General features: G+C 33.0%; 7 protein-coding genes. 1 reads left to right on the forward strand and 6 read right to left on the reverse strand.

The window, feature by feature from the left end; all coding sequences use genetic code 11:
• From secA to AADI82_RS11610, 6 genes are all read right to left on the reverse strand, one after another.
• Positions 1 to 2,354: preprotein translocase subunit SecA (gene secA, locus AADI82_RS11585; protein WP_341216592.1), on the reverse strand; the 2,354-nt coding region annotated here is incomplete at its 3' end.
• Between the two features lie 152 nt (positions 2,355 to 2,506).
• Positions 2,507 to 2,728 (reverse strand): DUF2795 domain-containing protein, encoded by a 222-nt coding sequence (locus AADI82_RS11590; RefSeq protein WP_019387375.1) that lies wholly within the window; start codon positions 2,726 to 2,728, stop codon positions 2,507 to 2,509.
• Positions 2,729 to 3,149: 421 nt separating this feature from the next.
• Positions 3,150 to 3,722 (reverse strand): cob(I)yrinic acid a,c-diamide adenosyltransferase, encoded by a 573-nt coding sequence (locus AADI82_RS11595; RefSeq protein WP_341216593.1) that lies wholly within the window; start codon positions 3,720 to 3,722, stop codon positions 3,150 to 3,152.
• A 66-nt stretch (positions 3,723 to 3,788) separates the two neighbouring features.
• A complete protein-coding gene (locus AADI82_RS11600) occupies positions 3,789 to 4,487 on the reverse strand; it encodes a hypothetical protein (protein ID WP_341216594.1) in 699 nt (232 codons plus the stop codon).
• 66 nt (positions 4,488 to 4,553) lie between these two features.
• Complete coding sequence (locus tag AADI82_RS11605; RefSeq protein WP_341216595.1) at positions 4,554 to 5,327, reverse strand: class I SAM-dependent methyltransferase; 774 nt, start codon at positions 5,325 to 5,327, stop codon at positions 4,554 to 4,556.
• A gap of 102 nt (positions 5,328 to 5,429) precedes the next feature.
• Positions 5,430 to 7,295: an ABC-F family ATP-binding cassette domain-containing protein gene (locus AADI82_RS11610; protein ID WP_341216596.1), complete on the reverse strand. Its 1,866-nt coding sequence runs from the start codon at positions 7,293 to 7,295 to the stop codon at positions 5,430 to 5,432.
• A 105-nt stretch (positions 7,296 to 7,400) separates the two neighbouring features.
• Here AADI82_RS11610 and AADI82_RS11615 point away from each other — a divergent pair, with 105 nt between their 5' ends.
• On the forward strand, positions 7,401 to 8,195 hold the full coding sequence (locus AADI82_RS11615; protein ID WP_341216597.1) for a polysaccharide biosynthesis/export family protein: 795 nt from the start codon (positions 7,401 to 7,403) through the stop codon (positions 8,193 to 8,195).
• The last annotated feature ends 28 nt before the right edge of the window (positions 8,196 to 8,223 follow it).

The raw sequence follows: 8,223 nt of genomic DNA on the forward strand, positions 1-8,223 counted from the left end.
ACTTTTTTCTGAGCACGTTCAATAGATTTTGAAATCATAGAATGCTGAATCACTTCGCCTTCTTTTAATCCCATTTTATCCATCATTTTTGCAATACGTTCACTACCAAAAAGACGCATTAAATTATCGTCTAACGATACATAAAACTGCGAGCTTCCTGGATCTCCTTGTCGACCAGCACGACCACGTAATTGTCTGTCCACACGACGTGAATCATGACGTTCTGTACCAACAATGGCTAAACCACCGGCAGCTTTAACCTCGTCTGATAATTTAATATCTGTTCCACGACCAGCCATATTGGTTGCGATGGTTACTTGACCAGTTTTACCAGCTTGATCTACAATTTCGGCTTCTTTTTTATGCTGTTTCGCATTTAATACATTGTGCGGTATCTTGCGAATGCTTAACATTTTACCAAGTAATTCACTAATTTCAACCGATGTTGTTCCTATTAAAACAGGGCGACCAGCTTCCGATAATTGTGTGACATCATCAATAACCGCATTATATTTTTCGCGCTTAGTTTTATATACTAAATCTTCTTTATCGTCTCTAGCAATAGGTCTGTTTGTAGGTATTTCAACAACATCTAGTTTGTAAATTTCCCAAAATTCACCAGCTTCAGTAACCGCTGTACCCGTCATACCAGAAAGTTTACGGTACATTCTAAAGTAATTTTGAAGGGTTACTGTAGCAAAGGTTTGTGTAGCATCTTCAATTTTTACATTTTCTTTGGCTTCAATCGCTTGGTGTAATCCGTCAGAGTAACGACGACCATCCATAATACGACCGGTTTGCTCATCAACAATCATGACTTTATTATCCATCACCACATATTGTGTGTCTTTTTCAAATAAAGCATAGGCTTTTAATAATTGATTTAATGTGTGAATACGTTCCGATTTCACACCAAATTCTTTGAATAATTCTTCTTTAAGATTTGCTTCTTCTTCAGCAGAAAGACCTTGCTCTTCAATTTTAGCAACTTCAATTCCTATTTCTGGTAAGATGAAAAAATCTGGATTATCTTTTCCAGAAATGTATTCAATACCTTTATCTGTTAATTCAATTTGATTGTTTTTTTCTTCTATAACATAGTACAACTCTGCATCAACCTTTGGCATTTCGCGGTTGTTATCCTGCATGTAAAAGTTTTCTGTTTTTTGAAGTAATAGCTTAACACCTTCTTCAGATAAAAATTTAATAAGTGCTTTATTTTTAGGTATACCACGATACACACGCAATAATTGAAAACCACCTTCTTTAGTATCACCAGCTTTGATTAATTTTTTTGCTTCAGCTAAAACACCTGTTAAATATTTACGTTGCACCGAAACAATATCATCAACTTTAGGTTTTAGTTCGTTAAATTCATGACGTTCGCCTTGTGGAATGGGGCCAGAAATAATTAATGGTGTACGCGCATCATCAACTAAAACCGAATCCACCTCATCTACAATCGCATAATGGTGCGGGCGTTGCACCAAATCATCTGGCGAATGTGCCATATTATCACGCAAGTAATCAAAACCAAATTCGTTGTTAGTTCCGTAGGTAATATCAGCATTATAAGCTTTTATACGTGCTTCAGAGTTTGGTTGATGGTAATCAATACAATCTACACTCAAACCGTGGAATTCAAAAATAGGAGCCATCCACGCACTGTCTCGTTTTGCTAAATAATCGTTTACTGTTACTAAGTGAACACCACGACCAGTAAGTGCATTTAAATACACAGGTAATGTAGCAACTAAGGTTTTACCTTCTCCCGTTTGCATTTCGGCAATTTTACCTTGATGCATCGCTACACCCCCAATAAGTTGCACATCGTAATGCACCATATCCCAAGTAATGGGTTTTCCTGCGGCATCCCAAGAGTTTGACCAAGTGGCATTATCGCCATCAAGTGTTATATACGTTTTATCTCCAGATAGACTTCTATCAAATTCGTTAGCAGTTACTGTAATATTAGTGTTGTTTACAAAACGCTTTGCGGTTTCTTTTACCACAGCAAAGGCTTCAGGTAAAATATCGTTTAATGTTTTTTCAACAGCTTCGTACGATTCGTCTTCAATTTTATCGACTTCTTGATAAATATCTTCTCGTCTATCAATATCTTCAGTAGCTTCAGCTTCTTTTAAAAGTGTTTCTTTTCTTTCATTAAAAGGTTTGCGTGTTTCGGCAATAATAGCTTTAAATTCGACCGTTTTACCTCTTAATTCGTCATGCGATAAGGCTTCTAAAGCTGCTTCAAAGGTTTTAACTTTGTCTACTAAAGGCATTAAAGCTTTTACGTCTTGTTTCGATTTGTCTCCAACAAATATTTTCAATACAGAATTTAAGAAACTCATGTGTATATATTTTATGTTTATCTAGGACGTCCTAGTTATTTTTATTTAATTTTTAAGCTTTTAAGAAAAGCGTATCAAAGATACATTTTGTTTAAAGATTAGGGCAAAAAAAAAGCCTCAAATCGAGACTTTTTAATTATTCTTTATGCTTATTAATATTCATCCTCGTTCCAGAGGTAATCTTCATCTGTTGGATAATCAGACCAAATTTCTTCAATCGAATCATACGAATCGCCTTCGTCTTCAATCGACTGTAAATTTTCTACAACTTCTAACGGTGCGCCAGTTCTAATAGCGTAATCTATTAATTCGTCTTTGGTTGCTGGCCAAGGTGCATCACTTAAATACGATGCTAATTCTAAAGTCCAATACATTTTTTATTGCGTTTAATTTTTTTGCAAAAATAAATTTTTAGTTTAAACAGACAAGAAAAAAATGAATTATTTAATCATTAATTTTAAGAACGTATCTTTTTGTACTCTAAACCCTTGCAAATTTATTGTTGCTGAGTTAATAATATTAGCAGTTTTTAACGGATTATATTTTAGGCGTTACCCCTAAAAAGGGGTCGGGCTTTTTGCTATATCTTTTTAAAACGTTATTGTGAGGACGAAGCACATGGCAATTTGCCAAATTCAAGTACTCGAGCAATTTTTTATTTCATTCAAGTTTTAAAAAGGATGCCGCTGCAATCCCTAACGCGGGCTAGTTTACAGTCATTAGTATCCAGTATACAGTCAAATCTTAATTTACTAAACTATTGTACTTCTAACTTCTGTCTACAAGTTCCGTGCTTCACTTTTTCTCAGGAATCCACTTAATTTCATTTGCTTGTAAGTCAGAAGACAACTTTCGTGCCAACACAAAAAGGTAGTCAGAAAGACGGTTTAAGTACGTTAAAGCATTCGCTTCAAAAGGTTCTAAATCGTTAAGTGCCGATGCTAAACGTTCGGCTCTACGGCAAACACAACGTGCTATGTGACAGAATGACACTGTTTGATGCCCGCCAGGTAACACAAAATGCGTCATTGGTGGTAGTGCTTCGTTCATCGTGTCCATTTCCTGCTCTAAACGTTCAATGTTTTCAGCAGAAATCTTTTCAATATTTAAGCGTTCTTTCCCATTTTTTAAAAGGGCTTTTTTAGGGTCGGTAGCTAAAATAGCGCCAACCGTAAACAATCTGTCTTGAATATGCATCAACACGTTTTTGTAATGCTGATTAATATGTTGATCGCGAATTAAACCTAAATGCGAGTTTAATTCATCAACCGTTCCGTAGCTTTCAATACGGATATGATGTTTTGGTACACGTGTACCTCCAAATAACGCAGTAGTACCTTTGTCGCCTGTTTTGGTGTAGATTTTCATACTGCAAGTTCAAAATTTAAAATTTAAAATTCAAAGTTTTTTGCCACTAATTCACGAATGTTTTTTTCATGTTTCAGAACAAATACGATTAATTTCTTTGCTATAATCATTTACTTTTTTTGTAATTTCCATTAAATCTCCATAATCACCGCAAGACATTAATATTTCATCACTTATATATTGTAACATATTGTGACAATAGAAAATTTTCTCTTTTAGTTGATTTATTCTTTCTTCTGTAATTAAAGTATTTATTTCTTTTAAATTTTGATGTTGCCAGTTTAAATTGTTTTTTTCTAATTTAAATATTTCTTTACCATTCTTACTTTCAACATATTCAAATCCTAATTTTATTGCTACATTTTTTGAAGCTTTGAAGTTTTTAGCTTCGAGTTTTTTCTTATTGATTGTTATTCTTTGAACTACTCTTTCGTATTCAAATCCTTTGTCATCAAATAGGTAGGGTATAATACTTTCTCTTAGCGCATTGCTTAAATAACTTTTACCTCTATATCCTTTTTGGATGAACCAGTGAAGATCTTCTACGCAATCTAGTATAGCTCCAATAAATTTATTTGAATCGTTTTGTATTAAAAACCACCTTTCTGATTTTATACATTCAGTTATACTCTTTTCTTCTGGTAAGCTATTCCATATTTTAGCAACAAATACGTTTTTACTTATTCTTCTTTTAAAAATTAATTCCTCTTTTAATTCTTTACGATTTAATTTTTGGATTAATTCCTCTATTTGTTTTTCAGTCATATAAGTTCAATAATGTATAGTGATTTTAGTATAATCCAAACGGCTTAACAACTTAACAAAAAACAACTAAACCCTAATAGTAAAATGCTCTTTAATTTGTTCTTTCCTAAAAAAAACAAATCCCCAGAAAAACGTATCAATAGTTACAGTTACTTTTGGGTGTTGTTTTATGGTTTTCCAAGCTTCAGTCATGCCTTTGCTCCAATAAATATCATCAAAAATAAAAACAGAATTGTTGTTTGCGGTTTGTAAAAGTGTTTTAAAATAATGTAACGTCGCTTCTTTTTGATGATTACCATCAAAAAAGATGAAGTCATAGGTATTGGGTTTTAGGTTTATTATGGCATTATCAAAATTATCGTTTATAAGATTAATATTTTCTAATTTATAATCTTTGAAATTCTTTTTAGTAAATTCAGAAATATTCGGACAACCTTCAATTGTTGTAATATTTGCTTTTGGGTTTGCTAAATGCATTGCATGTGTTGCTACACCTAATGAGGTGCCTAACTCTAATATGTTTTCAAATTCAAAATAGCCAACCAATCGATATAAAAGCTTTGCTCTTTTATAGGTTGTCCCAGCATTTTTAGTCATTGCAGAAATGAGCCGTTGGTTTTGTTTTAAAACATGGGAGCCAACACCAAAATCGGTTACTTTAATTTTTGTTTTGTTTTTTAAAAGGGCATTTTTGTAGTTTAAAAGACTTTTATAGGCATCATAATTTTTGTTGTTATAAAAACATTTGGAGACCAAATTATAAACAAAAGGAGAGTGTACACCGTGTTGATTGGTAGATTTTAAAAGAAATTTTATGTATTGAATAATTTGGTAAAACATACTTTTAAGTTGTTCTCGATACTAAATTCTTCGTGACTTAGAATTTTACTCGAACTGACTTATTTTTTTGACTGAATACTGCTACTGAACACTGAGAACTATTTAATCTTCTAATTTCGAAGACAATTCAAACCAGCGTTCTTCTTTGGTTTCAATAGTTTTAATTATTTTTTGTAATTCTTCAGATAGTTTATTTATTTCATCTTGCGAAAGTTCTTGATTGTTGAATTTGTTTTCTAATTCTTTTTTATCAAAAGTTAAAGATTTTAGTTTGCTTTCAATATTATTAAGCTCTTTTTCTTCATTATAAGACAGCTTTTTAGCTTCATTTTGTTTCCAAGCTTTTTTATCTTTTTTATCCTCGGTATTCATGCTAGATATAGCTGGTTGGCTATCTTCGTATATGCGATAATCTGTATAATTTCCAGGAAAATCTTCAATAACACCATCGCCTTTAAAAACAAAAAGATGGTCTACAACTTTATCCATAAAGTACCTGTCGTGAGATACCACGATAACGCATCCTGGAAAATCTAAAAGAAAACTTTCTAGCACATTTAATGTAACAATATCTAAATCATTCGTAGGTTCATCGAGAATTAAAAAGTTTGGATTCTGAATTAAAACCGTACATAAATATAAACGTTTACGCTCACCGCCGCTTAGTTTTTCAACAAAATCGTGTTGCTTTTTTCTGCTGAATAAAAACCGTTCTAAAAGCTGTTGTGCGCTAATTTGTCGCCCTTTTTTGAGTGGAATATAGTCTCCAAATTCGCGAATAACCTCTATGACTTTTTGCTCGGGTTTTATGGTGATGCCGTCTTGGGTATAATAACCGAATTTTACGGTATCTCCTCTAATTACCTTACCAGAATCTGGTAGCGTGGTTTGGGTTAAAATGTTTAAAAACGTGGTTTTTCCTGTACCGTTTTTACCAATGATACCCGCACGTTCGCCTTTTTGAAATGTGTATTCAAATTTATCAAGTATGGTTTTGTCTTTAAACGCTTTTGATACTTTATGGAACTCTAAAATTTTGTTTCCTAAACGTTCCATATTTAATTCTAACTGTACCTCGTGGTCGTTTCTGCGTTGATGAGCTCTATGCTTTATATCAGCAAAATCATTAATTCTTGATTTCGATTTTGTGGTACGCGCTTTGGGTTGGCGGCGCATCCAAGTTAATTCTTTTTTAAAGAGTTGTTTGGCTTTTCCAGTTTCAATAGTTTCTTGCTCGATTCTAGCTTCTTTTTTTTCTAAATAATAGGAATAGTTTCCTTTATAATTGTATAATTGCCCTTCATCTAATTCTATTATTTCGTTACACACACGCTCTAAAAAATAACGATCGTGCGTCACCATAAAAAGCGTTATGTTTTCTTTGGCGAAAAAGGCTTCTAACCATTCAATCATTTCTAAATCTAAATGGTTGGTAGGCTCATCTAAAATCAACAAATCAGGTTTGTTAATTAGTGCATTGGCTAATGCGAGACGCTTTTTTTGTCCGCCAGAAAGCGTGTTTACTTTTTGACTTAAATTTTCAAGTTTTAATTTGAAGAGAATTTGCTTGTAAAGCGTTTCGAAATCCCATGCTTGGTATTGTTCCATAGCTTCGAAAGCAGTTTGATATGCTTCAGAATCATCTGGATTTAAAAGGGCCTTTTCGTAATTTGAAATTACTTTTAAAATAGGATTATCGCTTGCTAGAATAGTGTCTTCAATAGTTAAAGTTTCATCAAACTTTGGGTCTTGCGAGAGAAAGGAAACTTTTATATCTTTTCTATAAATAATGTTTCCAGAATCGGCTTGGTCATCGCCAGAAAGGATATTTAATATGGATGTTTTTCCTGTTCCGTTTTTTGCCACAAACGCTATTTTCTGATCTTTGTGAACACTAAAAGAAATGTCTTTAAAGAGCGTTAATTCTCCGTAAGATTTTGATATGTTTTCTACTGTTAAATAATTCAAAGGATATTTTTTCTGCAAATAACGGATAAAAAACCAAAAAAGCCGTTATTAGTTTTATTGTTCAAGACGAAAAGTTATATTTGTGATAAATCAATGTGCCTCAATATGAAGAGATGTTTTTTAGTTGTTTTTTTAATTGTAAATACTGTAATGGTGTCTTGTGTTCCTTATAAAGATACTGTTTATCTTCAAAACAAAAGTACAGCAACTGATTCTACTCAAGTTATAATTGAAAAACAAAAGGCATATCGTGTTCAAATTAATGATATTTTAAATATTAGGATTAAGGCAGCAAAGCAAGAAACTGTAACCATTTTTAATCCTATTGGCGAAGGCGATTTGAATGCTAGTAGTGAAGAACGCGCTTATTTTGATGGTTTTACGGTTGATTTACACGGCAATATATTGATGCCTAAATTGGGCGAAATTAATGTGCTGGGTTTTACTACCGATGAAATCAAACAAATTATAGAAAACAAATTATTGGAAACCGAATACAAGGCCGCCAACGATATTTTTGTAACCGTAAAACTAACCGGATTACAATACACCGTTACGGGCGAAGTAGGTAGTACGGGCATCAAAACCATTTTTAAAGAACGTGTTAATATTTTTGAGGCACTCGCAAATTCTGGCGATATACCAGACACCGGCGATAAAAAAGATGTGTTGATTGTTAGGCAATTTCCGCAGGGACAAAAAATATTCCATTTGGATTTAACCGATACCAATGTTATGAATTCGCCCTATTATTACATTCAGCCCAACGACATGATTTATGTAAAACCGTTAAAACAGAAATCTTGGGGAACGGGCACAAATGCCATTCAGAATATTGGGGCAATTGCTACCGTTTTATCATTGATTACAACAACTATTTTACTTTTAGATAGGATATAGCCATGGCTTACGATGACATTGAAGATAT

Source organism: uncultured Wocania sp. (assembly GCF_964021735.1).
Classification (GTDB): Bacteria; Bacteroidota; Bacteroidia; order Flavobacteriales; family Flavobacteriaceae; genus Wocania_A.